Consider the following 25,230-nt stretch of genomic DNA (forward strand, 5'->3'; position numbering starts at 1 on the left):
TCAGAAAAGATATCGCACTGGATTAAGATGAAAACAATTGAAGTTGATGATGAACTCTATCGCTATATTGCCAGCCACACTCTGCATATCGGCGAGAGCGCATCCGACATTTTACGGCGTATGCTAAAATTTTCCGCCGTTTCCCAACCGGCTACACCGGTCAGCAAAGCCGCGCCGACGCTGGCGCCAGCGCCTGTCGCTGAGGTGAAACCCGCTAACCCGGTGAAAGATAAAGTCCGCGCCATGCGCGAGATGCTGTTATCTGATGAATACGCCGAGCAGAAGCGCGCGGTGAACCGTTTTATGCTGGTGTTGACGACCCTCTACTCCCTGGACAGTAAAGCATTTGCCGAGGCCACCGAGTCTCTGCACGGCCGCACGCGCGTTTACTTCGCGGAAGATGCGCGTACGCTGCTGAAAAGCGGTAATCAGACCAAACCGAAACAGGTTCCTGGTACACCGTGGTGGGTGATCACCAATACCAATACCGGCCGTAAATGCAGCATGATTGAGCACATCATGCAGTCGATGCAGTTCCCTGCGGAGCTGATTGAAAAGGTTTGCGGCACGATCTAGCTTTTTAACATTTGCACCAGAAGGATCAGGCAATGGCAATCGATAAACGTGCGGGGCAGCCTGCGCAACAGAGTGATTTGATTAACGTCGCCCAACTGACTGCTCAGTACTACGTGCTGAAGCCTGAAGTCGGTAATGCGGAGCATGCGGTAAAATTCGGCACCTCTGGCCATCGCGGTAGCGCGGCGCGCCACAACTTCAACGAACCGCATATCCTGGCCATCGCCCAGGCCATTGCGGAAGATCGTGCGAAAAACGGGATCACCGGTCCGTGCTATGTCGGCAAAGATACCCACGCCCTCTCCGAGCCGGCGTTTATTTCGGTGCTGGAAGTGTTAACCGCCAACGGCGTCGACGTGATCGTGCAGGAAAACAACGGCTTCACCCCGACGCCGGCGGTCTCCAACGCGATTCTGGTGCATAACAAAAAAGGCGGTCCGCTGGCGGACGGCATTGTGATCACCCCGTCACACAACCCGCCGGAAGATGGTGGTATCAAGTACAATCCGCCAAACGGCGGCCCGGCTGATACCAACGTCACCAAAGTGGTGGAAAACCGCGCCAACGAACTGCTGGCCGCGGGCCTGCAGGGCGTGAAACGCATTTCTCTGGACGCGGCGCTGGCTTCTGGCCACGTTAAAGAACAGGATCTGGTGCAGCCGTTCATCGAAGGGCTGGCGGATATCGTCGATATGGCCGCAATCCAGAAAGCCGGCCTGACGCTGGGCGTCGATCCGCTGGGCGGGTCCGGTATCGAATACTGGAAACGCATTGGCGAGCACTACAAGCTCAATCTGACCATTGTTAACGATCAGGTGGATCAGACCTTCCGCTTTATGCACCTCGATAAAGACGGCGCCATCCGCATGGATTGCTCCTCAGAGTGTGCGATGGCCGGCCTGCTGGCGCTGCGCGATAAGTTCGATCTGGCGTTTGCTAACGACCCGGATTACGACCGCCACGGGATTGTGACCCCGGCGGGGTTGATGAACCCGAACCACTACCTGGCGGTAGCGATCAACTACCTGTTCCAGCATCGTCCGCAGTGGGGCAAAGAGGTGGCGGTGGGTAAAACGCTGGTCTCCTCCGCGATGATTGACCGCGTGGTGAACGATCTGGGCCGCAAGCTGGTGGAAGTGCCGGTGGGCTTTAAGTGGTTTGTCGACGGTCTGTTCGACGGCAGCTTCGGCTTCGGCGGCGAAGAGAGCGCCGGGGCCTCCTTCCTGCGCTTCGACGGCACGCCGTGGTCCACCGATAAAGACGGCATCATCATGTGCCTGCTGGCGGCGGAGATCACCGCGGTGACCGGGAAAAACCCGCAGGAGCATTACAACGAACTGGCGGAACGCTTCGGTGCGCCGAGCTACAACCGTCTGCAGGCTTCCGCGACCTCCGCGCAGAAAGCGGCGCTGTCCAAGCTCTCTCCGGAAATGGTCAGCGCTGACACCCTGGCGGGGGATCCGATCACTGCCCGTCTGACCGCGGCGCCGGGCAACGGGGCGGCGATTGGCGGCCTCAAGGTGATGACCGACAACGGCTGGTTCGCGGCGCGTCCGTCAGGCACCGAAGACGCCTACAAGATCTACTGCGAAAGCTTCCTCGGCGAAGAGCATCGCAAGCTGATTGAAAAAGAAGCGGTAGAGATTGTCAGCGAAGTGCTGAAGAACGCTTAACGACGCACTACCATCAGGCCCCTTGCGGGCCTGATTTTTTTCGCAAGGATAGCGATGAAAATACAACGGAAGTCCCTGTTTTTGTTCTGGGCGTGGATGGATCTCTTTTTCGTCCTGCAATTCTTATGGTGGAATATTGCCCACCGCCGCCTCCCTTTTTACGACGATCTGCTGGCTTATCTCCAGCTGCTGCACACCTGGGGCTCCGCGGCGGTCTGGCTGTACCCGCTGAATGTTCTGCTGATTATCAGCATCCCGCTATCGATGATCTTTTTTTTCCGCCAGAGCCGCTATGCGCTGTGGCTGGCCTGGGGGCAGGCGCCGCTCAGGCTGCTGTTTATGCAGCCTTCGCTATCGCTGGGCCTGTGGCTGATTCAGGCTGCCGGCGTCCGGCATGTAGCGATCCTGTCAGGCTTTCTGCTGCTCTCTGAAGGGCTGAAAATCGCCAGCCTCTGGTACTGCAGAGGCGGGATTCAGGGCATAAAGCGATAGCCAATCCCGGTTTCGGTCAGCAAATGCTGCGGCCGTGCCGGATCGGCCTCCAGCTTTTGTCGCAGATGACCCATATAGATCCGCAGATAGTGGCTGTGCTCCACGGCGTTAGGCCCCCACACCTGATTCAGCAGCTGGCGCTGGGTAAGCACTTTGCCGGGATTATTCAACAGCGCCGCCAGCAGGCGAAACTCGATAGGCGTCAGGTGGATCTCTTCGCTGCCGCGCAGGATGCGGCGGGCGGGGATATTGACCTCCAGGTCAGCGAAGCGCACCACCGGCTCATCGGCCTGCGCCGCGCCGTGGCGACGCAGCGCGACGCGCAGGCGGGCCTGCAGCTCGCCGATGCCAAAGGGTTTACTTAAGTAGTCATCGGCGCCGGCATCCAGGGCGGCAATTTTGTCATGCTCTTCGCTACGCGCTGACAGGACGATAATCGGCATCTGGCTCCACTGACGCAGGTCGCGAATAAAATCAATGCCGTCACCATCCGGCAGGCCGAGATCGAGGATCGCGAGGTCGGGCTTACGGGTGGCGGCTTCAATCAGCCCACGCTGCAGGGTTTCCGCTTCAAATACGCGCATGCCGTCGGCTTCCAGCGCGGTGCGCAGAAAGCGTCGGATAGCGTGTTCGTCTTCGATAATCAGAACGTTAATCACAATTCCTCAGGTAGCTCTTCCAGTTCAGGGGGCGTTTCTCCCGGCAGTGTAACACGGAATGAGGCGCCGCCCTCGGGCCGGTTGCTGGCGGAGATGGTCCCGCCGTGGACGTCGACGATGGCCTGACAGATGGCAAGGCCCAGCCCGACGCCAGGGATCGCCGACTCTTTGTTGCCGCGGGCGAATTTATCAAAGATAGTCTGTTCCTGGCCTGCCGGGATCCCTGGACCGTTATCCCATACCTCCAGCGACAGCTGCCGGGCGTCCGCCTCGGCGCGAATGCCGATGCTCGCCCGGGCGCCGGCATACTTATGGGCATTTTCCAGCAGGTTGATCAGCACCCGCTCGAACAGCGGCCCGTCGACATGCACCAGCTGGAGGGGATCGGGTAAATCCAGCTGAATATGCTGGCCGCCGAGGCTTGGCTCGAGCATGCGCAGCGCGCTGCCGACCACTTCCTCCAGCGTCAGCCACTCCTTATGCAGATTAAAGCCGCCGGACTGGATCCGCGCCATATCCAACAGATTGTTCACCAGCCGGGTGGTGTTGAGCACATGCTGGCGGATTTCGTTGGCCTGCGGGGCATGTTTTGAACCTTCGCTGGCCAGATCGAGGGTCAGAATTTCCGCCTGGCCAAACAGCACGGTCAGCGGAGTACGCAGATCGTGCGACAGGGCGGCGAGCAGCGAGTTACGCAGGCTTTCCCGCTCGCTGGTCAGACGGGCCTGCTCTTCGCTGGCGGTCAGGGTGAGGCGCTCCAGAGCGCTGGCCACCAGCAGGGTAAAGGTCTCCAGCAGCCGCTGCTGCTCCGGGATCATCAATTGGCGCAGATTCTCCGGTTCCACCACCAGTAGTCCCCAGGTGCGGGCGGCGCTCTTCAGGGGCAAGATCTGATACGGCACGCCGGGCAGGGTATCAGTGCCGGCGCCGGCAGGTTGGCCCTTATCAAAGCTCCAGCGGGCGATGGCATCATCCCACGGGGTCAGCCCTGGCTGGTGGGTTAAGGGCAGCAGTTTTCCCTGGGCGTCCGGGAGCAGCAGCTGGCTGCGGGCCTGAAAGGTGGAGGCGATAAACCGCTCGCTGGTGGTGGCGATATCCTGCTGGCTACGACCCACCGCCAGCGCTTTAGACATCTCATACAGATGGCGGGTACGGCGTTCACGGTAGCGCGCCACCCGCGCCTGGTAGCGTACGCCGGCGGTGAGGTTGCCGATAAGCAGGCCCACGGTGAGCATCACGCCGAAGGTGAGCAGATACTGGACATCCGACACCGCCAGCGTCCCGCGCGGGGCGACAAAAAAGAGATCGAAGCTGATGACGTTGATCACCGTCGCCAGCACCGACGGCCAGCGGCCATAGACCAGGGCGATGAGCACCACCCCCAGCAGATAGAGCATCACCAGGTTGGCGGCTTCGAAGGCCATCAACCACTGCATGGCCACCAGGGTAATGATGGCGCATAGCGCCACCGCCACCGCGCAGCCCTGCAGCTGCAGGCGCCATTTCTCCAGCGCCGGACGGCTGTCGCTGGCGCGTGCGGCAAGGGGGAAGGGTTTCTCATCGAGGGCGATCACCACCAGATCGAGGTCCGGCGCATGGCGAGCCAGACGATCGGCGAAGCCGCTGCGATCCCACCAGCGGCGCTTGCTTTGGCGGCCAATGACGATTTTGCCGAGGTTATGTTCGCGGGCGTAATGGAGGACCGCTTTCTCTTCCGACGGGTCGGAGAGGGTGGCGGTTTCGGCCCCCAGCTCCTGGGCCAGACGCAGCGCGGCGAGAATAGCCCGCCGCCGGCCTTCCTGCAGCCGGTGCAGGGAAGGGGTCTCGACATACACCGCATGCCAGACGCTGCCCAGGCGGGCGGCGAGCCGGGCGGCGGCGCGCACCAGCTTTTCGCTGCCGGTGTTGTGCCCGATACAGAGCAGGATCGCATCGCGGGTGTGCCAGACTTTCTCCTGGCCCTGACGGTCGCGCCAGGCGCGCATCTGCTCATCGACGCGGTCGGCGGTGCGGCGCAGGGCCAGCTCGCGCAGCGCAATCAGATTGCCCTTGCGGAAAAAGTTTTCGATAGCGCGCTCGGCCTGGCCGCCGATGTAGACTTTGCCCTCATTGAGCCGCTGGCGCAGATCGTCAGGGGGGAGGTCCACCAGCACCACGTCGTCCGCGGCGTCAAAGAAGGGATCGGGAACCGTCTCCCGCACCTGCACGCCGGTGATCCCGCTGACGACGTCATTCAGGCTTTCCAGATGCTGGACGTTAACGGTAGTGAAAACATCTATCCCGGCCTCCAGCAGTTCATCCACATCCTGCCAGCGCTTTGGATGGCGGGAGCCTGGCGCATTGCTGTGCGCCAGCTCATCCACCAGAATCAGCGCCGGACGGCGGGCGAGGGCGGCGTCGAGATCGAACTCATAGACGTACCGCCCGCGATGGGCAAGCCGCCGCGGCGGCAGGGTGCTCAGGCCCTGCAGCATCGCGGCGGTCTCTTTACGGCCGTGGGTCTCCGCCACGCCAATCAGAATATCCAGCCCCTGGGCGCGCAGCCGCTGCGCTTCCGCCAGCATCGCCCAGGTTTTCCCCACCCCGGCGCAGGCGCCAAAGAACACTTTCAGTTTGCCGCGATGCGGGGCGGCGGTGTGCTGCAGCAGGCGGTCAGGGTCCGGGCGCAGCGGCTCGTCACTCATTTACTTATCCTTCAGGGCATCCAGCGCCATATTGAGTTGCAGTATATTGACCACCGGCTGGCCAAGGAAGCTCAGCAGCGGGGTTTGTGTGGCCTGATTCACCAACTGGGTTACCTGCTCAACGCTCAGCTGGCGCGCTTGAGCCACCCGGGGCACTTGCCACAGCGCGGCGGCCGGAGTCAGGTTGTTATCGAGACCGCTCGCCGAGGTGGTGACCAGTTCGACCGGCACCCGCGGGTCGGCGTCCGGGTTGGCGGCGCGCAGGGCCTGCACGCGCTCGCTCACCGCTTTATCCAGCGCCGGGTTGCTGGCGGCGAGGTTGCTGCCGCCAGAGGCCATGGGATTATCCGCCGTCTCCGCGGTGGCCGACGGGCGGCCCTGGAAATAGCCTGCGGCGGTGAAGTTCTGGCCAATCAGCGCCGAGCCGCGCACTTCACCGTTCAGGCGGATCAGCGAGCCGTTGGCCTGTGAGTTAAACCACCATTGTCCCAGGCTGGTGGTTAGCAGAGGATAGACGCCGCCGGTGAGCAGCGTTAACAGAATAAATAGCACAAGTGCCGGACGAATCAATGACATAGTTTGTTCCTCACACCAGACCACTCAGGGTCAGCAGCAGGTCGATGGCTTTAATACCGATAAAGGGCACCAGCAGACCGCCGAGGCCGTAGATCCACAGGTTGCGGCGCAGCATCGCCGAGGCGGAGAGCGGGCGATAGCTGACGCCTTTCAGGGCCAGCGGGATCAGAAAGACGATGATCAGCGCGTTGAAGATAACGGCGCTGAGGATCGCCGATGAGGGCGAATGCAGGCCCATCACGTTCAGCATGGCCAGCTGAGGATAGACCGCGGCAAACGCCGCCGGAATAATGGCGAAATATTTCGCCACGTCGTTGGCAATACTGAAGGTGGTCAGCGAGCCGCGCGTCATTAACATCTGTTTGCCGATATGGACCACCTCAATCAGCTTGGTGGGGTTGGAATCCAGGTCGACCATGTTGCCCGCTTCCTTCGCCGCCTGGGTGCCGGAGTTCATGGCCACCGCCACGTCGGCCTGAGCCAGCGCGGGCGCGTCGTTGGTGCCGTCGCCGGTCATCGCCACCAGCCGACCTTCCGACTGGTACTGGCGGATCAGCGCCAGCTTGGCTTCCGGCGTCGCTTCGGCGAGGAAATCATCGACGCCGGCCTCGGCGGCGATCGCCGCGGCGGTCAGGCGGTTATCGCCGGTGATCATCACCGTTTTAATGCCCATTTTGCGCAGCTGGGCGAAACGTTCTTTGATGCCGCCTTTGACGATATCTTTGAGCGCAATAATCCCCAGCACCTTTTCGCCTTCGGCGACCACCAGCGGCGTGGCCCCCTGGCGAGCGACCTCTTCCACCTGTTTATCGACATCGGCAGGGAAGTGGCCGCCGTTGGCCTCCACGTGGCGGCGAATGGCGTCCACCGACCCTTTGCGGATCATGCGCTGATCGATATTGATGCCGCTCATCCTCGTTTGCGCGGTAAAGGGGACAAAGGTGGCGTGCAGCGACTGCAGATCGCGTTCGCGCAGGTTAAAGCGCTGTTTCGCCAGCACCACGATGCTGCGCCCCTCAGGGGTTTCATCCGCCAGCGAGGAGAGCTGGGCGGCGTCGGCGAGGGTTCGCTCTTCCACGCCGCGAGCCGGCAGGAAGGCGGAGGCCTGGCGGTTGCCGAGAGTAATAGTCCCGGTTTTATCCAGCAGCAGAACATCGACGTCGCCAGCGGCTTCCACCGCGCGGCCGCTGGTGGCGATCACGTTGGCGCCGAGCATACGGCTCATCCCGGCGACGCCGATGGCCGACAGTAGCCCTCCGATGGTGGTCGGGATCAGGCACACCAGCAGGGCGACCAGTACGGTAACGCTGACCGCATTGCCGCTCCACGCCGAGAAGGGCCAGATGGTGGCGGTGGCCAGCAGGAACACCAGCGTCAGGGCGATCAGCAGGATCGTCAGGGCGATCTCGTTCGGCGTTTTACGGCGCTGGGCGCCTTCCACCATGGCGATCATCCGGTCGAGGAAGGTTTCTCCCGGGTTCACGCTGCAGCGGATCACCAGCCAGTCGGAGAGAATGCGTGTCCCGCCGGTCACCGAGGCAAAATCGCCACCGGATTCACGGATCACCGGGGCAGATTCGCCGGTAATGGCGCTTTCGTCCACCGAGGCGCCGCCTTCGATGACTTCGCCATCGCAGGGGATAATATCCCCGGCTTCCACCAGCACCACGTCGCCTTTGCGCAGATCTTCCGCCGGCACGTGGTCGACCGGCGCGTCATGCTGCGGGGCGCGCAGTTTGCGGGCGAAGGCCGTTTTTTTCACCCCTTTCAGGCTGTTGGCCTGGGCTTTGCTGCGGCCTTCCGCCATCGCTTCGGCAAAGTTGGCGAACAGCACGGTAAACCACAGCCAGATACTGACGGCGGCGGTAAAGGTGGCGCTACCGGTCAGGGCGCCGCCAGCCATGGCGATCGCCAGCAGGGTAGTTAACAGACTGCCCACCCAGACGATAAACATCACCGGATTGCGCCATTGCACCATCGGGCTGAGTTTTTTCACGGCATCCAGCAGCGCCTGGCGCACCAGCGTCGGCTCCAGCAGGGCTAATTGTTTGCGACTCATAACAGGGTGCTCCGCATCGCTCAAAGTAAGGAAAAGTGTTCAGCCAGCGGGCCAAGCGCCAGCGCAGGAATAAAGGTCAGGGCGCCCACCAGCAGCACGGTGCCGATCAGTAAACCGATAAACAGGGCGTCGTGGGTGGCCAGGGTGCCGGGGCTGGCCGGTTGAATTTTCTTCGCCACCAGCGAGCCGGCGATGGCCATCACCGGAATGATGACGGCGAAGCGGCCGACCAGCATGCAGAACGCCAGCAGCAGGTTCCAGAACGGCGTCGCCGCGCCCAGGCCAGCGAAGGCGCTGCCGTTGTTATTGGCCGCCGAGGTGACGGCGTATAGCACTTCGCTAAAGCCGTGCGGTCCAGGGTTGAACATCCCGGCGCGGCCGGCGTCGGTCATCATCGCCAGCGCCGTGCCAAGCAGCACCAGCGTCGGGGTGACCAGAATGGCGAGGGCGATCATTTTCATTTCCCGGACATCGATTTTCTTCCCGAGGTACTCCGGGGTGCGGCCGACCATCAGCCCGGCGATAAATACCGCCAGCATAACGAACAGCAGCATGCCGTACAGGCCCGAGCCGACGCCGCCGAATACCACTTCGCCAATCTGCATCAGCCACATCGGCACCATGCCGCCCAGCGCGGTGAAGGAGTCATGCATGGCATTGACCGCGCCGCAGGAGGCGGCGGTGGTGATCACCGCGAACAGACTGCTGGCGAGAATACCGAAGCGACTCTCTTTTCCTTCCATATTCAGGCTGCTGTCGGCACCCAGCGTCAGCAGATGCGGATTGCCGCGGGTCTCCGCCCACATCACCACGGCGACGCAGAGGATAAAGATCAGCGTCATTGCCCACAGGATGGCGCGTCCCTGACGCCGATCGCTTACCACCTCGCCGAAGGCGAAGCACAGCGCCGCCGGGATCAGGAAGATCGCCAGCATCTGCACGAGATTGGTCAGCGCGGTCGGGTTTTCAAACGGATGGGCGGAGTTGGCATTGAAGAAACCGCCGCCGTTAGTGCCCAGCAGCTTAATCGCTTCCTGTGAGGCGACAGGCCCCATCGGCAGCAGCTGGTGCACCCCTTCGAGGGTGGTAAAGGGCTGGTAGGCCTGCAGATTCTGCGGCACGCCCTGCTGAATAAAGAACAGGGCCACCAGCAGAGAGAGCGGCAGCAGCAGCCACAGGGTAATGCGCGTCAGATCGACCCAGGCATTGCCGAGGGTCGACATTTTCTGCCGGGCGAAGGCGCGGGTCAGGGCGAAGACCACGGCGATGCCGGTGGCGGCGGAGAGGAAATTCTGCACCGTCAGGCCGACCATCTGGCTGAGATAACTCATGGTGCTTTCGCCGGCGTAAGCCTGCCAGTTGGTATTGCTGACAAAGCTGATCGCGGTATTGAGCGCCAGATCCCATGACAGCCCCGGCAGGTGCTGCGGGTTAAACGGCAGCACGCCCTGGAGCATCAGCAGGGCAAACAGCGCCAGGCCGCCGAGGGCGTTAAACAGCAGGAGCGCCAGCAAATACTGCAGCCAGCCCATCTCTTCGGCGCGGATCCCGGCCACGCGCCACAGGACGCGCTCGACCCCGGCCAGGCCGGGAAGCGGGATATCGTTCACCATTCTTGCCAGACACATCCCCAGCGGGCGCGCCAGCACCAGCAATACCAGCAGATAGCTGGCTAATAATAAAAATCCCTGGGCAGCCATCAGAATGCCTCCGCATGTATCAAGGCATAAACCAGATAAGCCAGTAACAGGAACACCAGCCCAACGCCAGTGAGTACGCCTGCAGTCACAATCCACCTCCGGGTGTGTTTTCGATTTACCTGGAGGATAGAAATTACGGCGCAAAGATTTCGCAAAAATCCGCGGGTGCGGTGTAAAAAAAGTATAAAAATGACAAAGGCACAAATTAACTGATGGTTAGTATTAATTTAACTTTTTCGTAACCAATTTACGTGGCGAATGTAAATTAAGTATAAATACGTGCTTTTTAGTGGTCGGATGAGTAGTAAAATTACAAGCAGAGCGGTATTATTTTGCTCATACAAACATGATTAATTTTACCGGCGCTGCTTGCCGGCCTGACAAAGGGGAGAGAAATGATGGCGTTGTACAAAGCTTATCCTGCTCATATTATTTTGCTGCGTCGTGCTTTCGCCGTCGTGGCTGGCGTCGCGGCGCTGCCGGTGATGCTGTTCTGGAAAGATCGCGCCCGCTACTACAGCTGGCTGCACCGGGTGTGGTCGAAAACCAGCGAGCAGCCGGTGTGGATGGCGCAGGCGGAGAAAGCCGCTCACGATTTCTATTAATCCTCCTGCTGCGAAGAAAATAACAAGACCGCCGGGTTGCCCCGGCGGTTTTTTTTCGCCGCTTGTCTACACTCGTTTTTATGCGCCGCCTTGGAATTGGCAGGTGCGTATTTTGCCGGAGCGCGCTATTTTTGCCGGCTTAGATCATAAGATGAGTATTGCTGACGGATAATAAGGAGTGATATGGCCACCCATCTGGTCTGGTTACGCACGGATTTACGCATTCACGATAACCTGGCGCTGGCTGCCGCCTGCCGCGATCCGCAGGCGCAGGTGCTGGCGCTGTATATCGCCACCCCGGGGCAGTGGCGTGAACATCACCTGGCGCCACGGCAGGCCGCTTTTATCGCCAGCCATTTACAGAGTCTGCATGCCGCGCTGGCGGAACGGGGCATACCGCTGTGGGTAGAAGAGGCGGACGATTTTACCGCCAGCGTCGAACGGCTGGCCGATTTTTGCCAGCAGCATCAGGTCAGTCACCTGTTCTACAACTATCAGTACGAATTCAATGAACGCCAGCGCGATGCCGCCGTTGAGAACACCTTGTGCGACGTGATTTGCCAGGGCTTTGACGACAGCGTCCTGTTGCCGCCCGGCAGCGTACTGACCGGTGGCGGCGAAATGTATAAAGTCTTCACCCCGTTTAAAAATGCGTTTATTCGCCGTCTGCGGGACGGACTGCCGGCGTGCGTGGCGGCCCCGAAGCCGCGCCAGGCGCCTGCCCGCCAGGCGCCGCCGCTGCCTGAGCTTAACTACCCGCAAACGCCGTTCGACGGGCTGCTGTTTGCCGCGGATGAAAAAACGGCGCTGGCGCGTCTGCGCGCGTTTTGTCAGCAAGCGGCGGCGGATTACGAGGGGCAGCGCGACTTCCCGGCCGTGGAAGGGACCAGTCGCCTGTCGCCCTGCCTGGCCATCGGCGTGCTGTCCCCCCGCCAGTGCCTGCATCGTCTGCTGACGGAACATCCCGCCGCGCTGGACGGCGGAGCCGGCGCCACCTGGCTTAACGAGCTGATCTGGCGCGAGTTTTACCGCCATCTGATGGTCTACTATCCGAAGCTCTGTAAAGGACGGCCATTTACTGCCTGGACAGATAAGGTCGCCTGGCGCGCAGAGGAGGCCGCCCTGCAGGCCTGGCAGCGCGGGGAGACCGGTTTTCCGATTGTTGATGCCGCCATGCGCCAGCTGAACGCCACCGGCTGGATGCATAACCGGTTGCGCATGATTGTCGCCAGCTTCCTGACGAAAGATTTGCGCCTCGACTGGCGGGCGGGCGAGCGCTATTTCATGAGCCAGCTGATTGATGGCGACCTGGCGGCGAATAACGGCGGCTGGCAGTGGGCGGCTTCAACGGGCACCGACGCCGCGCCCTATTTCCGCATATTTAATCCCACCACCCAGGGCGAAAAGTTTGATAAACAGGGGGTGTTTATACGTCGCTGGCTGCCGGAGCTGGCAAAGGTGCCGGAGAAGGCCCTGCATCAGCCGTGGGCGTGGGCGGATAAACAAGGGATCACGCTGGACTATTCGCGCCCGATAGTTGATCACAAGCAGGCGCGGCAGGAGACGCTGGCGGCCTGGGAGGCCGCCAGAAAAGGAATTACTCCACCGCCAGACGGCGGGTCCTGACTTTCAGCGAATGATACAGCCAGATGACCAGCACCACGCCGACGCAGGCCAGCGCGCCCCAGGTGATCTGGCTGAAGACGGTAATGTAGGCGTCAATGGAGTAGTTCACCGCTCCGGCGGCGTCGAATGACGCCTGCGAGGTCTGGTCGGCGATAACGCCGGCCAGATAGTTGGCGATGGCCCCTGAGAGCAGCATATAAATACCGGTCAGCACCCCAGTGACACCCGGGATCTCAATGCGGGTGATCTGCGACATCGCGACCGGGTCGATAAACAGTTCGGCAAAGCCCATCACCGCCAGACCCAGCACCATCAGCGGCATGGACGACTGACCATAGGCCGCCGACCAGCGGGCGCTGAGGGTCAAAATGCAGAACCCGGCGCTCATCAGGCCCAGACCGAGGGCAAATTTCCCCCAGATGCGCACGGTGCGATTGCCGTTCACGCTCTCTTTCACCAGCCACGCCAGCACCATCCCGCAGAGCATCACCGCGAAGGCGTTGATTGACTGGAACATAGCGGTAGGGACTTCGTAGCTCATGATATGGCGGTTAACGAAGCGGTCAATATACAGGCTGATGGAGCTCCCGCCCTGTTGGGCGAAGGCCCAGAACAGCAGGCTGAAGGCGGTCAGGACGACGATCAGGCGCAGATCCTTGCGCTGTTTATCGGTTTCGGCGCGCAGGTAGATCCGCGCCAGTACCGCGAGGCCAATGGCCGTGGCCACCATCAGGGCATACACCGACCACTCCTGCCAGAACAGTACCGCAATCAGCAGCGGGGCGGTAACCAGCAATACCAGCAGCCAGCCCCAGTTCGGCAACAGGAAGCGGCGTGCGCACAGCGCCTGGCGGTTGACGCCGGCGGTATGCTGGAAATGACGGTTGCCGCAGAGGAAAATCACCAGCCCCGCGACCATGCCGATGGCCGCCAGGGCAAAGCCCATCGCCCAGCTATACTCCTCCTGTACGTAGCCGCAGGCGATCGGCGCGATAATCGAGCCGATATTGCCGGCGGCATACATCAGCGAAAAGCCGCCATCGCGACGCGGATCGGCGGGTTCGTACAGCTCCCCCAGCAGACAGCTGACGTTGGATTTAAACAACCCGTAGCCGCAGACGATGATCGCCAGCGACAGGTACAGGAAAAGCGGAGCGGTTTCGCTGGCCCCGAGCACCAGATGGCCAATGGCCATCAGCAGCGCGCCGAGCATGACCGCCATCCGGTTGCCTAACAGCTTATCGGCCAGATAGCCGCCGAGGATCGGCGTCACATAGACCAGCGAACAGTAGGCGCTGAACAGGGCGTAGGCATGGTTATCGTCATATTTGAGCTGATTGGTGAGATAGAGGATCAGCAGGGCGCGCATGCCGTAAAAGCTAAAGTACTCCCAGATTTGCAGCGCCACGACGTAGTAGATCGCCCGCGGCTGCGATGATGTTGTCTGCATATGAAGTGTGTTTCCTGGCGTAAANCGAAAGTCGATCGTTCTGCATGAATAGCAATTTATCAGTCATATTCATGGCTTGAGGGGCTTTCTGATTATTTAATATGCTTTATTAGTGCATAAATATACACTAATGCGCGGCGGGATGAATAGACAAATTGCGGGATTCGTTAAAAAGTCATGGTCAGTGACGGTCGCGGACTATCGACGACCCGAATGGATATGGTTATGTTATGCCTTTGTATAACCTGATTATCTGCTGGAGTGGCGATGAAAAATAGCGAACTGGAACAACTGATTAACGACAAGCTCAATAGTGCGGCCATCAGTGACTTCGCCCCTAACGGTCTGCAGGTGGAAGGACGCGAAACGGTGCACAAGATCGTCACCGGAGTGACGGCCTGCCAGGCGCTGCTGGATGAGGCCGTCCGTCTGCAGGCGGATGCGGTGATTGTTCATCACGGCTATTTCTGGAAAAACGAATCGCCAGTGATCCGCGGCATGAAGCGCCGTCGCCTGAAAACCCTGCTGGCCAACGATATCAATCTCTACGGTTGGCACCTGCCGCTGGATGCCCATCCGGAGCTGGGCAATAACGCGCAGCTGGCGCATCTGCTGGGGATTAACGTGCTCGGCGAAATCGAACCGCTGGTGCCGTGGGGCGAGCTGTCGATGCCGGTTTCCGGCCTCGAACTGGCCTCGTGGATCGAAGCGCGACTGGGGCGTAAGCCGCTGTGGTGCGGCGATACCGGGCCGGACACCGTCAGCCGCGTCGCCTGGTGTACCGGCGGCGGCCAGAGCTTTATCGACGCCGCGGCGCGCTTTGGCGTGGACGCCTTTATCACCGGCGAAGTGTCGGAACAAACTATTCACTCTGCCCGCGAGCAGGGCCTGCATTTTTATGCCGCCGGCCACCACGCCACCGAGCGGGGCGGCATTCGCGCCCTCAGCGAATGGCTGACGGAAACGACCGATCTGGATGTTACCTTTATTGATATTCCTAACCCTGCCTGACGGGAGAGAAGAAAGTGCAGCGAGCGCGTTGTTATCTGTTAGGTGAAACGGCGGTGGTCCTGGAGCTTGAGCCTCCGGTGACCCTGGAGAGCCAAAAACGTATCTGGGGCCTGACGCAGCGGTTGACCGATCGCGAAGAGGTGGTTGAAGTGATCCCGGGGATGAACAACATCACCGTTGTGCTGCGTCGTCCGCAGGAGATGGCGTGGGAGGCGATTGACAAGCTGCAGCGCTGGTGGGAAGAGAGCGATGCGCTGGAGCCGGAATCCCGTGAGATAAGTATCCCGGTTATCTACGGCGGCGAGGCGGGGCCAGATCTTGGCGACGTCGCGCGCCATAGCGGTTTGAGCGAAAAGCAGGTGGTCGAACTGCACTCTTCGGTGGAGTATATGGTGTGGTTTCTGGGTTTCCAGCCGGGGTTTCCGTATTTTGGCGGCCTGCCGGAGCAGCTGGCGATGCCGCGTCGCGCCGAGCCGCGCGTACTGGTACCGGCGGGATCCGTCGGTATCGGCGGATCGCAAACCGGTATTTATCCGCTGGCGACGCCGGGCGGCTGGCAGCTGCTGGGGCGCACGCCGCTGGCATTATTCGATCCAAAACGTGAAGAGCCGGTGCTGCTGCGTTCCGGCGATCGCGTGCGCTTTGTGCCGCAGAAGGAGGGGGTATGTTGAAATTTATCCGCGCCGGCATGTATACCTCGGTACAGGATGGCGGCCGGGAAGGCCAGCGCCAGTGGGGGATTAGCCGCTGCGGCGCGCTGGATAAACCGGCGATGACCATTGCCAATCTGCTGGTGGGCAATGCGCCGGAGGCGGCGGCGCTGGAAATTACGCTGGGTCAGGTCGATGTGCAGTTTACCCGCCACTGCTGGTTCGCGTTGACCGGCGCCGCCTGTGAAGCGACGCTCGACGGCGCGCCGGTCTGGTTGGGCTGGCGAATGGAGGCGAAGGCCGGGCAGCGGCTGGTGCTGAAAAATCCTCAGCATGGGATCCGCAGCTATCTGGCGGTCGCGGGCGGTATTGATGTCCCTGAAGTTTTAGGTTCCCGCTCTACCGATCTGAAAGTCGGTATCGGCGGAATCGAAGGGCGCCGGTTGCAGGATGGCGATCAAGTGAAGATTGGGAAATCGTCCCGCCGCTTTAGCGCCTCGCGCGGCGTTAAACAGCTGCCGATAGGCAATATTATTCGCGCGCTGCCGGGGCCGGAGTATCACGAATTCGACAGCGTGTCGCAGGAGTCTTTCTGGCGCTCGCCGTGGAAGCTGAGTCCGCAAAGCAACCGTATGGGCTACCGCCTGCAGGGGCAGCCGCTCAGGCGCACAACCGACCGGGAAATGCTCTCTCATGGCCTGCTGCCCGGCGTGGTACAGGTACCGCATAACGGCCAGCCGATTGTGTTGATGAACGATGCGCAAACCACCGGCGGCTATCCGCGTATAGCCTGCATTATTGAAGCCGATATTTACCAACTGGCGCAAATTCCGCTAGGTCAGCCGATCCATTTCGTCCCCTGTTCGCTGGAGGAAGCGCTAAAAGCGCGCGCCGACCAGCAGCGCTACCTTGAACAACTGGCCTGGAGGTTAAGCGATGAAAATTGATTTAAATGCCGACCTCGGCGAAGGCTGCGCCAGCGATAGCGCGCTGCTGCAGCTGGTCTCTTCCGCCAATATCGCCTGCGGCTTTCACGCCGGCGATGCGGTTCTCATGCAGCAATGCGTGCGCGAGGCGCTGAAAAACGGCGTCGCTATTGGCGCACACCCGAGCTTCCCGGACCGGGAAAATTTCGGTCGAACCGCGATGCAGTTACCGCCTGAGACGGTCTACGCCCAGGTGCTGTACCAAATTGGCGCGCTGGCGGCAATCGTACACGCCCAGGGGGGCGAGCTGCGGCACGTCAAACCGCATGGCATGTTGTACAACCAGGCGGCGAAAGAGCCGCCTTTGGCCGACGCTATCGCCCGTGCGGTGCGCGATGCCGACGCCGACCTGGTGCTGGTTGGGCTGGCGGGCAGCGAGCTTATCCGCGCCGGACAGCATTATCAGTTGACGACGCGCCAGGAAGTCTTCGCCGATCGCGGCTATCAGGCCGACGGCAGCCTGGTGCCGCGCAGCCAACCGGGCGCGCTGATTGAGAGCGAAGAGCAGGCGCTGGCGCAAACGCTGGAAATGGTGCAGCACAATCGGGTGCGCAGCCTGAGCGGCGAATGGGCGCATGTTAAGGCGGAAACGGTCTGCCTGCATGGCGATGGCGCTCACGCGCTCGATTTCGCCCGGCGCTTGCGCGCCGCGTTTGCCGGGCGGAATATCGACGTCAGCGCGGACCTCGAGTAATAGTCCGCCTAAGTTATTAATAATAATTAAATCAAATAATTAACAACACTCACAATACTCACAACTGAACAGGACGTTATTATGCAAGAGGCGATATCCCTCTGGCCGCTAATCGGCATTGCCGTGATTGTGGTCGGTTTTGTATTACGCTTTAACCCGGTGCTGGTGGTGATTATCTCCGGGATCGTCACCGGCGTGGCGGCGCATATGCCAATAGCCACTATTCTGGAGAAACTGGGCGAGGGCTTCCTGAATACCCGTAATCTGCCGTTTATTCTGCTGCTGCCGCTGGCGGTGATCGGGCTGCTGGAGCGCCATGGTCTGAAAGAGCGGGCGCAGGCGTGGATCGCGAAGATCCATAGCGCGACCGCCGGACGTCTGCTGATCGTCTATCTGTTTGTGCGCGAAGCCACCGCCGCTCTGGGGTTGACCAGCCTCGGCGGACATCCGCAAATGGTGCGCCCGCTGCTGGCGCCGATGGCGGAGGGGGCGGCGGAAAAGCGCTTTGGCCCGCTGCCGGGCAATGTACGCTACCGCCTGCGCGCGATGTCGGCGGCGACCGATAACGTCGGGCTGTTCTTCGGCGAAGATATTTTTGTCGCCTTCGGCGCGATCATCTTCATGCACAACTTTATGCTGGAGTCGGGTGGGATCCAGACAGAACCGTTGCATATTGCCCTGTGGGGGATCCCGACGGCGATCTGCGCCTTTCTGATCCACGCCGCGCGCCTGTGGCGACTCGATCGCCATCTCCAGCGCGAGCTGGACCGGATAAACGCCGGACAGGCGAAAGGCGGTGTGGCATGAATTTCCAGCAAACCTATTTATACTGGCTGGCCGGCGCGGTACTGCTGGTCGTGGCTATCATGTCCTGGCGCGACAAAAGCAATCCGCGGCGTCTGACAACCGGTCTGTTCTGGGGCCTGTACGGGCTGGTGTTCTTGCTCGGCGACTGGACATATCAACTGGTGGGCGATAAGCGTACGGTGAATATCGCTGTCGGCGGGGTGGTGGTCATCCTGGCGCTGATCGCCGGTTTTGGCGGCGTGCGCCTCGGCAGCTACCATCAGCGTACCCAGGAAGAGAAAACCACCAGCGCGAAACGCCTCGGCAACAAACTTTTCTTTCCGGCGCTGGCGATTCCGGTCGTCACCGTCATTGGCGTACTGCTGTTTAACAATCTGCCCTCATGGCAGGCGGCGCTCTTCGGGCCGGGCAACCACGCGACGCTGATTACTCTGTTCTCGATGACTGTCGGTACGCTGATTGGCCTGGCGATGGCGATTCGTATGACGCATGAAACGGTGGCGCAGCCAATGCAGGAAGCGCGCCGTTTGCTTGATTCCGTCGGCTGGGCCTTTATCCTGCCGCAAATCCTCGCGGTGCTGGGGCTGCTGTTTACCGCAGCGGGCGTCGGAACCAGCATTTCATGGCTGACCGAGCACTATCTGGCGGTCGATAACCGCTTTATCGCCGTGGCTGTGTATGCCATCGGCATGGCGGTGCTGACAATGGTGATGGGCAACGCCTTTGCCGCTTTCCCGATTGTGACCGCCGGAGTTGGCATTCCGATTTTAGTCCTGCAGCACGGCGGCAATCCGGCGGTAATGGCGGCGATTGGTATGTTTTCCGGCTACTGCGGCACGCTGATGACGCCGATGGCGGCGAACTTCAATATTGTCCCGGCGGCGCTGCTGGAACTGCCGGATAAAAACGCGGTGATTAAAGCCCAGATACCGACCGGTATCCTGCTGCTTATCGTCAATGTATTCTTACTCTATTTCCTGATGTTCCTGTAAGGAGGGATGATGGCTGGCGTATTGATTACCGGTTTTGAGCCGTTCGGCGGCGAAACGGTTAATCCTTCATGGGAAGTGGTTAAGCAGTTGGATGACATGATTATTCGCGGACAGCAGGTGGTGGCTAAACAATTACCCTGCGTATTCGGCGAAGCGCTGACGGTGCTGAAGGCGGCGCTGGAAACCTATCAACCGCGGCTGACGATTGCCGTCGGACAGGCCGGCGGCCGTGTAGATATTACCGTCGAACGTGTAGCGATCAATGTCGATGATGCGCGGATCCCCGACAATAAAGGCCAGCAACCGATCGATGAGCCGATCGTCGCTAATGGCCCTGCGGCCTGCTTCAGTACGCTACCGATCAAAGCGATCGTCAGCGCGCTGCGCCAGCAGGGGATCCCGGCCTCGGTGTCGCAAACCGCGGGCACCTTCGTCTGCAATCACGTTATGTATGGTTTGCTGCATCAGCTGCAGGGAAAAAGCGGGCAGAAGGGCGGTTTTATCCATATTCCTTATCTGCCTGAACAGGCGGCGGCCCACCCGGGGCAGGCGAGTATGTCGGTCGCGACGGTACGCGCGGCGCTGGAAACGGCGATTGCCGTCGCCCTTGAACAGGATGACGATGTCAAAATTGGCGGCGGCGCCACCCATTAACAGAAGGATGACAGTATGCCGGAAGGTCCGGAGATCCGCCGTGCGGCGGATAAACTGGAGGCGGCAATCAAAGGCGAACCCTTAACCAACGTCTGGTTCGCCTTTCCTCAGTTGCAACCCTATCAAACTCAGCTAATTGGTCAGCGGGTGACCCATATCGCCACCCGCGGCAAGGCCCTGTTAACCCACTTCTCCGGCGGATTGACCCTGTATAGCCATAACCAGCTGTACGGCGTCTGGCGTGTGGTGGATGCCGGCGTTGAGCCGCAATCGAACCGCGTACTGCGCGTCAGGCTGCAGACCGCCAGCAAGGCGATTTTGCTCTACAGCGCGTCGGACATTGATATCCTCACGGCGGAGCAGGTTGCCAACCATCCGTTCTTGCTGCGCGTCGGACCGGACGTGCTGGACATGACGTTAACCGCGGAGCAGGTGAAAGCGCGGCTGCTGTCGGCCAAATTCCGCAATCGTCAGTTTTCCGGCCTGCTGCTGGATCAGGCTTTTCTTGCCGGGCTCGGAAACTATCTGCGGGTGGAAATTCTCTGGCAGGTGGGATTAAGCGGTAAGCGTAAAGCCGCTGAACTGAGCGACAGTCAGCTGGATGCGCTGGCGCACGCGCTGCTCGATATCCCGCGGCTGTCCTATCGTACTCGCGGTCTGGTGGATGACAACAAGCATCATGGCGCGCTGTTTCGCTTTAAGGTCTTCCATCGCGATAGGGAAAGGTGCGAACGCTGTGGGGGAATCATTGAGAAGACGACGCTCTCCTCGCGGCCATTTTACTGGTGTCCAGGATGCCAGCATTAAGCCGGCTGGCGGGCGATTTCAGCATGAAGCGCGTTATCAGGCATAAAAAAACGCGCCAGCAGGCGCGTTTTTATGATCCGGACAGTGCGATTAACGCTTAATGTCGGACTGGAAATCGCGTTTGGCGTAGCCGGTATACAGCTGACGCGGACGGGCGATCTTCATGCCATCGCTGTGCATTTCGTTCCAGTGCGCAATCCAGCCCACGGTACGCGCCATGGCGAAGATAACGGTAAACATGGAGGACGGAATACCCATCGCTTTCAGGATAATACCGGAGTAGAAGTCGACGTTCGGATACAGTTTCTTCTCGATGAAGTACGGGTCGTTCAGCGCGATATGCTCCAGCTCCATGGCCACCTGCAGCAGGTCGTCTTTGGTGCCCAGCTCTTTCAGCACTTCATGGCAGGTTTCACGCATCACGGTGGCGCGCGGATCGTAGTTTTTGTAAACACGATGGCCGAAGCCCATCAGGCGGAAAGAGTCATTCTTGTCTTTCGCACGACGAACAAATTCCGGAATGTGCTCAACGGAGCTGATCTCTTCCAGCATTTTCAGCGCCGCTTCGTTGGCGCCACCGTGTGCCGGTCCCCACAGGGAGGCGATGCCCGCAGCGATACAGGCGAACGGGTTAGCGCCGGAGGAGCCCGCGGTACGTACCGTGGAGGTCGACGCGTTCTGCTCGTGATCGGCGTGCAGGATCAGAATACGATCCATCGCGCGCTCCAGCACCGGATTGACTTCATACTCTTCGCACGGTGTCGCAAACATCATGCGCAGGAAGTTGCCGGCGTAGGAGAGGTCATTGCGCGGATAAACAAACGGCTGGCCGATAGAATACTTGTAACACATGGCTGCCATGGTTGGCATTTTGGACAGCAGACGGTAGGCGGCAATCTCGCGGTGACGCGGGTTATTCACGTCGAGGGAATCATGATAGAACGCCGCCAGCGCGCCAGTGATCCCGCACATCACCGCCATCGGGTGGGAATCGCGACGGAACGCGTGGAACAGACGGGTGATCTGCTCATGAATCATGGTGTGGCGGGTGACGGTAGTTTTGAATTCGTCATATTCGGCCTGGGTCGGCTTTTCGCCGTACAGCAGGATATAACAGACTTCAAGATAATTAGATTCGGTCGCTAACTGGTCGATCGGGAAGCCGCGGTGCAGCAGGATCCCCTCGTCACCATCGATAAACGTAATTTTAGATTCACAAGAAGCCGTTGATGTGAAACCTGGGTCAAAGGTAAATACGCCTTTTGAACCAAGACTACGAATATCAATAACATCCTGACCGAGCGTGCCTTTTAGCACATCCAGTTCAATAGCAGTGTCACCACCCAGGGTGATTTTTGCTTTAGCATCAGACATTTATGGTCTCCTTAGCGCCTTTATTGCTTAAGACTGCCGGGTGGTGGATTTGCTTTCGGCCCGCGCCTGCATACGTTACCAGTTTGTTATGTTGCACACAGCTCTGCGTCAGCGAAAAGGGCAGGGTACAGAGCAACGGCGCTTGATGGCACGTCCTTCAGGGCTGCGGTGAAACAACAGCAAATCAGCGTTTTAGCAGTCCGAATATTAAAACCTATATACCACTAATAACTGTCCTGATTACATCGGTCAATACTGACACACTGTTACATAACTTATTCTCAGGTGAAAGAGTGACCCCATAACTTTTGAGCATTATTGCATTTAACTGGTAATGGTTGTAACAAGAATGTTTAATATTTGTCAAATCAGGTGATTAAAAATTAAAAAAATGTTGGTATCGTGACCTTGATCACTGTTCCGGAGAAAACCCAACAAACTATATGTAGGTTAATTGTAATGATTTTGTGAACGGCCTATACTGCGGCCAGGTCTCCGGAACACCCTGCAATCCCGAGCCACCCAGCGTTGTTTAGTGATGTTTTAATGCCTGAAAAGACGTTTTAACATGACTTCTGGTTATAGAAAGGACGCTGTCTGACCCGCAAGCAGACCGGAGGAAGGAAACAATAAGAACAGCATGTGGGCGTTATTCATGGTAAGAAATGTGAAAAAACAAAGACCTGTCAATCTGGATCTACAAACGATACGGTTCCCAATCACGGCGATAGCGTCCATTCTCCATCGCGTTTCCGGTGTCATCACCTTCGTGGCGGTCGGAATTCTGCTTTGGCTGCTGGGCACCAGCCTTTCCTCCCCAGAAGGTTTTCTGACGGCGGCCTCCATCATGGATAGCTTCTTTGTGAAGTTCATCATGTGGGGCATTCTCACCGCGCTGGCCTATCACGTCGTTGTCGGTATTCGCCATCTGATGATGGACTTTGGCTACCTGGACGAAACCCTCGAAGCAGGGAAACGTTCCGCCAAAATTTCTTTTGTTATTACTGTCGTGCTTTCACTTCTCGCAGGAGTCCTCGTATGGTAAGCAACGCCTCAGCACTGGGACGCAACGGCGTACATGACTTTATCCTGGTCCGTGCTACCGCCATCGTTCTGACCCTCTACATCATCTACATGGTTGGCTTCTTCGCCACCACCGGTGAAATCTCATGGGAAGTGTGGACCGGATTCTTTGCCTCCGGCTTCACTAAAGTCTTCACTCTGCTGGCTCTCGTTTCCATTCTCATCCATGCCTGGATCGGGATGTGGCAGGTGTTAACAGACTACGTTAAACCACTGGCTCTGCGCCTGGTTCTGCAACTGGCTATCGTTGTGGCGCTGGTGGCTTACGTTCTTTATGGATTTGTTGTGGTGTGGGGTGTGTAATGAAATTGCCAGTCAGAGAGTTTGATGCTGTTGTCATCGGTGCCGGCGGCGCAGGTATGCGCGCGGCGCTGCAAATTTCCCAGAGCGGACAGACCTGTGCACTGCTCTCCAAAGTGTTCCCTACCCGTTCCCATACCGTATCCGCGCAGGGTGGCATCACCGTCGCGCTCGGTAACTCCCATGAAGATAACTGGGAATGGCATATGTACGACACCGTAAAAGGGTCGGACTATATCGGCGACCAGGACGCCATCGAATACATGTGTAAGACCGGCCCGGAAGCGATTCTTGAGCTGGAGCACATGGGACTGCCGTTCTCTCGTCTTGACGATGGCCGTATTTATCAGCGCCCGTTTGGCGGCCAGTCGAAGAACTTCGGCGGCGAACAGGCGGCGCGTACCGCGGCGGCGGCTGACCGTACCGGTCACGCCCTGCTGCACACTCTGTATCAGCAGAACCTGAAAAACCACACCACTATCTTCTCCGAATGGTACGCCCTCGATCTGGTGAAAAACCAGGACGGCGCGGTAGTCGGTTGTACCGCCCTGTGCATCGAGACCGGCGAAGTGGTCTACTTTAAAGCCCGCGCCACCGTGCTGGCGACCGGCGGCGCAGGCCGTATCTATCAGTCCACCACCAACGCCCACATCAATACGGGTGACGGCGTCGGGATGGCCATCCGCGCCGGCGTGCCGGTGCAGGATATGGAAATGTGGCAGTTCCACCCGACCGGTATCGCCGGGGCTGGAGTTCTGGTTACCGAAGGTTGCCGCGGCGAAGGCGGTTACCTGCTGAACAAACACGGCGAACGCTTTATGGAGCGTTATGCCCCGAACGCTAAAGACCTTGCGGGCCGTGACGTGGTGGCGCGTTCCATCATGATCGAAATCCGCGAAGGCCGCGGTTGCGACGGTCCGTGGGGCCCGCACGCGAAACTGAAACTGGATCACCTCGGTAAAGAGGTTCTGGAATCTCGTCTGCCGGGTATCCTTGAACTTTCCCGTACCTTTGCCCACGTCGATCCGGTGAAAGAGCCGATCCCGGTTATCCCAACCTGTCACTACATGATGGGCGGTATCCCGACCAAAGTCACCGGCCAGGCGTTGACCGTGAATGAGAAGGGCGAAGACGTGGTGATCCCGGGCCTGTTCGCGGTAGGCGAAATCGCCTGCGTATCGGTCCACGGCGCCAACCGTCTGGGCGGCAACTCGCTGCTCGACCTGGTGGTCTTCGGCCGCGCGGCGGGCCTGCATCTGCAGGAGTCCATTGCCGAGCAGGGCACGCTGCGCGACGCTAGCGAATCCGATATTGAAGGCTCGCTGGATCGCCTCAACCGCTGGAACAACACCCGCTCTGGTGAAGATCCGGTGGCGATTCGTAAAGCGCTGCAGGAATGTATGCAGCATAACTTCTCGGTGTTCCGCGAAGGCGATGCGATGCACAAAGGTCTGGAGCAACTGAAAGTGATCCGCGAGCGCCTGAAAAACGCCCGTCTCGACGATACCTCCAGCGAGTTCAACACCCAGCGCGTTGAGTGCCTGGAGCTGGATAACCTGATGGAAACCGCCTACGCGACCGCCGTATCCGCTAACTTCCGTACCGAGAGCCGTGGCGCCCACAGCCGCTTCGACTTCCCGGATCGTGATGATGAAAACTGGCTGTGCCATTCCCTGTACCTGCCAGAGTCGGAATCCATGACGCGTCGTAGCGTCAATATGGAACCGAAACTGCGTCCGGCATTCCCGCCGAAGATTCGTACTTACTAATGC

At 59.6% G+C, this 25,230-nt stretch carries 25 protein-coding genes; 16 read left to right on the forward strand and 9 right to left on the reverse strand.

From position 1 onward, the window contains the following. Positions 1 to 27 precede the first annotated feature (27 nt). The 3 genes from seqA to VZP09_RS03645 are packed head-to-tail and all read left to right on the forward strand — an operon-like array spanning position 28 to position 2,741. The gene (gene seqA, locus VZP09_RS03635) at positions 28 to 576 is read left to right on the forward strand and encodes a replication initiation negative regulator SeqA (protein ID WP_002894771.1); all 549 of its coding nucleotides are present in this window, start codon (positions 28 to 30) and stop codon (positions 574 to 576) included. 32 nt (positions 577 to 608) lie between these two features. Further along, on the forward strand, positions 609 to 2,249 hold the full coding sequence (gene pgm / locus VZP09_RS03640) for a phosphoglucomutase (alpha-D-glucose-1,6-bisphosphate-dependent) (protein WP_002894773.1): 1,641 nt from the start codon (positions 609 to 611) through the stop codon (positions 2,247 to 2,249). 54 nt (positions 2,250 to 2,303) lie between these two features. Then, positions 2,304 to 2,741: a hypothetical protein gene (locus VZP09_RS03645; protein ID WP_032414678.1), complete on the forward strand. Its 438-nt coding sequence runs from the start codon at positions 2,304 to 2,306 to the stop codon at positions 2,739 to 2,741. Here the strand turns inward: VZP09_RS03645 and kdpE are convergent. From kdpE to kdpF, 6 genes are read right to left on the reverse strand one after another with little or no spacing between them, the layout of a single operon-like run. Next, positions 2,723 to 3,400, reverse strand: a complete 678-nt coding sequence (gene kdpE / locus VZP09_RS03650) for a two-component system response regulator KdpE (protein ID WP_002894776.1) — start codon at positions 3,398 to 3,400, stop codon at positions 2,723 to 2,725. The genes VZP09_RS03645 and kdpE overlap by 19 nt on opposite strands. Next, on the reverse strand, positions 3,397 to 6,084 hold the full coding sequence (kdpD, locus tag VZP09_RS03655) for a two-component system sensor histidine kinase KdpD (RefSeq protein WP_032414679.1): 2,688 nt from the start codon (positions 6,082 to 6,084) through the stop codon (positions 3,397 to 3,399). The genes kdpE and kdpD overlap by 4 nt, the downstream gene beginning before the upstream one ends. Next, positions 6,085 to 6,660 (reverse strand): potassium-transporting ATPase subunit KdpC, encoded by a 576-nt coding sequence (kdpC, locus tag VZP09_RS03660; RefSeq protein WP_004142248.1) that lies wholly within the window; start codon positions 6,658 to 6,660, stop codon positions 6,085 to 6,087. It lies immediately after the preceding gene. A 10-nt stretch (positions 6,661 to 6,670) separates the two neighbouring features. Beyond that, positions 6,671 to 8,719 (reverse strand): potassium-transporting ATPase subunit KdpB, encoded by a 2,049-nt coding sequence (gene kdpB / locus VZP09_RS03665; protein ID WP_004147607.1) that lies wholly within the window; start codon positions 8,717 to 8,719, stop codon positions 6,671 to 6,673. Between the two features lie 20 nt (positions 8,720 to 8,739). Beyond that, a complete protein-coding gene (kdpA, locus tag VZP09_RS03670; protein WP_004142245.1) occupies positions 8,740 to 10,419 on the reverse strand; it encodes a potassium-transporting ATPase subunit KdpA in 1,680 nt (559 codons plus the stop codon). Continuing rightward, complete coding sequence (kdpF, locus tag VZP09_RS03675; protein WP_020323459.1) at positions 10,419 to 10,508, reverse strand: K(+)-transporting ATPase subunit F; 90 nt, start codon at positions 10,506 to 10,508, stop codon at positions 10,419 to 10,421. Before kdpF ends, kdpA begins: the two co-directional genes overlap by 1 nt. A 306-nt stretch (positions 10,509 to 10,814) precedes the next feature. On the opposite strand from kdpF, the gene VZP09_RS03680 reads away from it, so the two are divergent. Further along, the gene (locus tag VZP09_RS03680) at positions 10,815 to 11,024 is read left to right on the forward strand and encodes a DUF2517 family protein (RefSeq protein ID WP_004142243.1); all 210 of its coding nucleotides are present in this window, start codon (positions 10,815 to 10,817) and stop codon (positions 11,022 to 11,024) included. Positions 11,025 to 11,207: 183 nt separating this feature from the next. Continuing rightward, positions 11,208 to 12,650 (forward strand): deoxyribodipyrimidine photo-lyase, encoded by a 1,443-nt coding sequence (gene phrB, locus VZP09_RS03685; protein WP_032411062.1) that lies wholly within the window; start codon positions 11,208 to 11,210, stop codon positions 12,648 to 12,650. Here the strand turns inward: phrB and dtpD are convergent. Beyond that, positions 12,622 to 14,100: a dipeptide permease DtpD gene (dtpD, locus tag VZP09_RS03690; protein ID WP_021470147.1), complete on the reverse strand. Its 1,479-nt coding sequence runs from the start codon at positions 14,098 to 14,100 to the stop codon at positions 12,622 to 12,624. The genes phrB and dtpD overlap by 29 nt on opposite strands. A gap of 267 nt (positions 14,101 to 14,367) precedes the next feature. Here dtpD and VZP09_RS03695 point away from each other — a divergent pair, with 267 nt between their 5' ends. The 8 genes from VZP09_RS03695 (at position 14,368) to nei (ending at position 20,701) form a co-directional block, all read left to right on the forward strand. Further along, positions 14,368 to 15,111: a type 2 GTP cyclohydrolase I gene (locus tag VZP09_RS03695; RefSeq protein WP_004176858.1), complete on the forward strand. Its 744-nt coding sequence runs from the start codon at positions 14,368 to 14,370 to the stop codon at positions 15,109 to 15,111. Between the two features lie 14 nt (positions 15,112 to 15,125). Then, positions 15,126 to 15,782, forward strand: a complete 657-nt coding sequence (pxpB, locus tag VZP09_RS03700; protein WP_004176857.1) for a 5-oxoprolinase subunit PxpB — start codon at positions 15,126 to 15,128, stop codon at positions 15,780 to 15,782. Continuing rightward, a complete protein-coding gene (gene pxpC, locus VZP09_RS03705) occupies positions 15,776 to 16,708 on the forward strand; it encodes a 5-oxoprolinase subunit PxpC (protein WP_012068462.1) in 933 nt (310 codons plus the stop codon). Before pxpB ends, pxpC begins: the two co-directional genes overlap by 7 nt. Continuing rightward, complete coding sequence (gene pxpA / locus VZP09_RS03710; protein WP_004176856.1) at positions 16,698 to 17,441, forward strand: 5-oxoprolinase subunit PxpA; 744 nt, start codon at positions 16,698 to 16,700, stop codon at positions 17,439 to 17,441. Before pxpC ends, pxpA begins: the two co-directional genes overlap by 11 nt. 81 nt (positions 17,442 to 17,522) lie before the next feature. Continuing rightward, positions 17,523 to 18,248, forward strand: a complete 726-nt coding sequence (locus VZP09_RS03715) for a DUF969 domain-containing protein (protein ID WP_032414680.1) — start codon at positions 17,523 to 17,525, stop codon at positions 18,246 to 18,248. Continuing rightward, the gene (locus tag VZP09_RS03720) at positions 18,245 to 19,240 is read left to right on the forward strand and encodes a DUF979 domain-containing protein (RefSeq protein ID WP_032414682.1); all 996 of its coding nucleotides are present in this window, start codon (positions 18,245 to 18,247) and stop codon (positions 19,238 to 19,240) included. Before VZP09_RS03715 ends, VZP09_RS03720 begins: the two co-directional genes overlap by 4 nt. 9 nt (positions 19,241 to 19,249) lie before the next feature. Continuing rightward, the gene (gene pcp, locus VZP09_RS03725) at positions 19,250 to 19,894 is read left to right on the forward strand and encodes a pyroglutamyl-peptidase I (RefSeq protein WP_032414683.1); all 645 of its coding nucleotides are present in this window, start codon (positions 19,250 to 19,252) and stop codon (positions 19,892 to 19,894) included. A 15-nt stretch (positions 19,895 to 19,909) separates the two neighbouring features. Then, positions 19,910 to 20,701, forward strand: coding sequence for an endonuclease VIII (gene nei / locus VZP09_RS03730; protein WP_032414684.1), 792 nt, complete (start codon positions 19,910 to 19,912; stop codon positions 20,699 to 20,701). 90 nt (positions 20,702 to 20,791) lie between these two features. Here nei and gltA read toward each other — a convergent pair whose 3' ends face one another. After that, a complete protein-coding gene (gltA, locus tag VZP09_RS03735) occupies positions 20,792 to 22,075 on the reverse strand; it encodes a citrate synthase (protein WP_002894943.1) in 1,284 nt (427 codons plus the stop codon). A gap of 214 nt (positions 22,076 to 22,289) precedes the next feature. Further along, positions 22,290 to 22,391: a hypothetical protein gene (locus tag VZP09_RS24820; RefSeq protein ID WP_418133188.1), complete on the reverse strand. Its 102-nt coding sequence runs from the start codon at positions 22,389 to 22,391 to the stop codon at positions 22,290 to 22,292. A gap of 324 nt (positions 22,392 to 22,715) precedes the next feature. Here VZP09_RS24820 and sdhC point away from each other — a divergent pair, with 324 nt between their 5' ends. Genes sdhC through sdhA form a run of 3 tightly spaced genes read left to right on the forward strand, consistent with a single transcriptional unit; the run spans position 22,716 to position 25,227 of the window. Continuing rightward, the gene (gene sdhC / locus VZP09_RS03740) at positions 22,716 to 23,120 is read left to right on the forward strand and encodes a succinate dehydrogenase cytochrome b556 subunit (RefSeq protein ID WP_004142216.1); all 405 of its coding nucleotides are present in this window, start codon (positions 22,716 to 22,718) and stop codon (positions 23,118 to 23,120) included. After that, positions 23,114 to 23,461 (forward strand): succinate dehydrogenase membrane anchor subunit, encoded by a 348-nt coding sequence (gene sdhD, locus VZP09_RS03745; RefSeq protein WP_002894949.1) that lies wholly within the window; start codon positions 23,114 to 23,116, stop codon positions 23,459 to 23,461. Before sdhC ends, sdhD begins: the two co-directional genes overlap by 7 nt. Then, entirely contained in the window at positions 23,461 to 25,227 is a 1,767-nt protein-coding gene (sdhA, locus tag VZP09_RS03750; RefSeq protein ID WP_004179067.1) for a succinate dehydrogenase flavoprotein subunit, read from the forward strand. Before sdhD ends, sdhA begins: the two co-directional genes overlap by 1 nt. The last annotated feature ends 3 nt before the right edge of the window (positions 25,228 to 25,230 follow it).

Source organism: Klebsiella sp. EMBS2024, assembly GCF_036233805.1.
Taxonomy (GTDB): Bacteria; Pseudomonadota; Gammaproteobacteria; order Enterobacterales; family Enterobacteriaceae; genus Klebsiella; species Klebsiella pneumoniae.

Bases quoted from the DNA above. Each gene is read 5' to 3' on its own strand.
- pxpA (WP_004176856.1), top strand. From the start codon at position 16,698: ATGAAAATTGATTTAAATGCCGACCTCGGCGAAGGCTGCGCCAGCGAT.
- seqA (WP_002894771.1), top strand. From the start codon at position 28: ATGAAAACAATTGAAGTTGATGATGAACTCTATCGCTATATTGCCAGC.
- pcp (WP_032414683.1), top strand. From the start codon at position 19,250: ATGGCTGGCGTATTGATTACCGGTTTTGAGCCGTTCGGCGGCGAAACG.
- VZP09_RS03720 (WP_032414682.1), top strand. From the start codon at position 18,245: ATGAATTTCCAGCAAACCTATTTATACTGGCTGGCCGGCGCGGTACTG.
- sdhC (WP_004142216.1), top strand. From the start codon at position 22,716: ATGTGGGCGTTATTCATGGTAAGAAATGTGAAAAAACAAAGACCTGTC.
- VZP09_RS03680 (WP_004142243.1), top strand. From the start codon at position 10,815: ATGATGGCGTTGTACAAAGCTTATCCTGCTCATATTATTTTGCTGCGT.
- kdpA (WP_004142245.1), bottom strand. From the start codon at position 10,419: ATGGCTGCCCAGGGATTTTTATTATTAGCCAGCTATCTGCTGGTATTG.
- sdhA (WP_004179067.1), top strand. From the start codon at position 23,461: ATGAAATTGCCAGTCAGAGAGTTTGATGCTGTTGTCATCGGTGCCGGC.
- dtpD (WP_021470147.1), bottom strand. From the start codon at position 14,100: ATGCAGACAACATCATCGCAGCCGCGGGCGATCTACTACGTCGTGGCG.
- pxpC (WP_012068462.1), top strand. From the start codon at position 15,776: ATGTTGAAATTTATCCGCGCCGGCATGTATACCTCGGTACAGGATGGC.
- VZP09_RS03715 (WP_032414680.1), top strand. From the start codon at position 17,523: ATGCAAGAGGCGATATCCCTCTGGCCGCTAATCGGCATTGCCGTGATT.
- phrB (WP_032411062.1), top strand. From the start codon at position 11,208: ATGGCCACCCATCTGGTCTGGTTACGCACGGATTTACGCATTCACGAT.
- pgm (WP_002894773.1), top strand. From the start codon at position 609: ATGGCAATCGATAAACGTGCGGGGCAGCCTGCGCAACAGAGTGATTTG.
- VZP09_RS03645 (WP_032414678.1), top strand. From the start codon at position 2,304: ATGAAAATACAACGGAAGTCCCTGTTTTTGTTCTGGGCGTGGATGGAT.
- VZP09_RS24820 (WP_418133188.1), bottom strand. From the start codon at position 22,391: ATGCTCAAAAGTTATGGGGTCACTCTTTCACCTGAGAATAAGTTATGT.
- sdhD (WP_002894949.1), top strand. From the start codon at position 23,114: ATGGTAAGCAACGCCTCAGCACTGGGACGCAACGGCGTACATGACTTT.
- kdpD (WP_032414679.1), bottom strand. From the start codon at position 6,084: ATGAGTGACGAGCCGCTGCGCCCGGACCCTGACCGCCTGCTGCAGCAC.
- kdpB (WP_004147607.1), bottom strand. From the start codon at position 8,719: ATGAGTCGCAAACAATTAGCCCTGCTGGAGCCGACGCTGGTGCGCCAG.
- gltA (WP_002894943.1), bottom strand. From the start codon at position 22,075: ATGTCTGATGCTAAAGCAAAAATCACCCTGGGTGGTGACACTGCTATT.
- nei (WP_032414684.1), top strand. From the start codon at position 19,910: ATGCCGGAAGGTCCGGAGATCCGCCGTGCGGCGGATAAACTGGAGGCG.
- kdpC (WP_004142248.1), bottom strand. From the start codon at position 6,660: ATGTCATTGATTCGTCCGGCACTTGTGCTATTTATTCTGTTAACGCTG.
- VZP09_RS03695 (WP_004176858.1), top strand. From the start codon at position 14,368: ATGAAAAATAGCGAACTGGAACAACTGATTAACGACAAGCTCAATAGT.